General features: G+C 54.2%; 1 protein-coding gene. It reads left to right on the forward strand.

The features are described from left to right. Window positions 1-63: 63 nt before the first annotated feature. Window positions 64-1,214 (forward strand): IS3 family transposase gene (locus tag H8F22_RS32490; protein ID WP_087535084.1). Its coding sequence is split into 2 segments (ribosomal slippage): window positions 64-298 and window positions 298-1,214, totalling 1,152 coding nucleotides; the frame shifts between segments, so codons are not numbered across the junction. The last annotated feature ends 18 nt before the right edge of the window (window positions 1,215-1,232 follow it).

Genomic DNA, 1,232 nt, shown 5'->3' on the forward strand with positions numbered 1-1,232 from the left:
TGAATCGCCCCTGGTTTCGTAGACACCTCCAAGCCTCATAATGAGGCCCAAATAGGAGGTGCCATGAGTCGTCAGCGTTACCCCGAAGAATTCAAGATCGAAGCGGTCAAGCAAGTGACCGAGAAAGGCAAACCTGTCGCCGATGTCGCCCAGCGCCTGGGCATGTCCGTGCACAGTCTTTACGCCTGGATCAAGGTCTACAGCAAGCCCCAAGAGCAGCGTCAGCAAGACGACGATCAGCAGGCCGAACTGCGCAAGCTACGCGCTGAACTCAAGCGCGTGACGGAAGAGCGAGACATCTTAAAAAAGGCCGCCGCGTACTTTGCCAAGGAGTGCGGCTGAAGTACGCCTTCATCAAGAAGCACTCGACTGATTACCCGGTGCGGCGCCTTTGCCAAACCCTCAAGGTGCACCCCAGCGGCTATTACGCCTGGCTGGCCGAGCCTCAATCTGCCCGAGCAAAAGAAGATCAACGTCTGCTTGGCTTGATCAAACACGCTTGGCTGGAAAGCGGAGGTGTATACGGCTACCGCAAAATTCACGATGACCTGCGTGAGCTGGGAGAGGAATGCGGCCGAAATCGAGTCAGGCGCTTGATGCAGGCGGAGGGACTGCGTTCTCAAACGGGCTATCGGCGGCGTCCAGGGTTCTATGGTGGAAAACCAACAGTGGCCTCGCCCAACCACCTCGCGCGGCAGTTCAAGGTAAGTGAGCCGAACAAGGTCTGGGTGACAGATATCACTTACATCCGCACCTATGAAGGGTGGCTCTACCTCGCGGTAGTGCTGGATCTGTTCTCACGCCAAGTAATTGGTTGGTCAATGAAGCCAAGGATGTGCAGCGACCTGGCTATCGACGCGATGTTGATGGCTGTTTGGCGACGCAAGCCTCAGCAGCAAGTTATGATTCACTCAGATCAAGGCAGTCAGTTCAGTAGCTCGGATTGGAAAAGCTTTTTGAAGGCCAACAATGTAATCAGCAGCATGAGCCGGCGGGGAAACTGCCACGACAATGCCGTAGCCGAGAGCTTTTTCCAGCTTTTGAAGCGAGAGCGAATCCGACGAAAGATCTACACAACCCGTGAAGAAGCCCGAAGTGATATTTTCGATTACATCGAGATGTTCTATAACCCTAAACGCCGACACAGCAGTGCTATGCAGCTGTCTCCAGTAGAGTATGAGAAACGCTATTTCCTGAGCTTGGAGAGTGTCTAGAAAACCAGGGGCGATTCA

Origin of the sequence: Pseudomonas mucoides, from assembly GCF_015461845.1 — a bacterium.
Lineage (GTDB): Bacteria > Pseudomonadota > Gammaproteobacteria > Pseudomonadales > Pseudomonadaceae > Aquipseudomonas > Aquipseudomonas mucoides.